Below are 338 nucleotides of genomic sequence, written 5' to 3' on the forward strand. Positions count from 1 at the left end.
GTTATGGTCAGCCTAATAAATATGAAACTCTTAGCGAAGCCAGTATTGAGGAGGCAATAGGAAACTTTTCGTTTGCAGGGCATAGTGACTGGCGAATTCCCCGGGATACTTTCGTTATGCGTCGTGACCGTAAAAGTGGGTTCGACGCTATAGATTTCTTCCGTTTTAGTCCCAGCCTAAGGTATTTCGATGGCCAACACTATGCTCAAACTCATTATGGAGTATCCTGGAATATCATTCATCCTCAAGCTTATTTGTTTAATGAGCATGGTTTAAGTGAGTTTCAAACTACCGAAGTAAACATGGGCATGGAAGAAAATGCCTATCAGATCCCCCAG

Annotated in this window: 1 protein-coding gene; it reads left to right on the forward strand. The window is 42.6% G+C overall.

The genetic code is table 11. The features are described 5' to 3' along the window. Positions 1–338 (forward strand): hypothetical protein (locus R0K30_RS21375; RefSeq protein ID WP_410612784.1); only part of this gene is annotated, 338 nt, incomplete at both ends.

This window comes from Bacillus sp. SIMBA_154, assembly GCF_046536015.1.
In the GTDB taxonomy this organism is placed as follows: Bacteria; Bacillota; Bacilli; order Bacillales; family Bacillaceae; genus Bacillus; species Bacillus pumilus_P.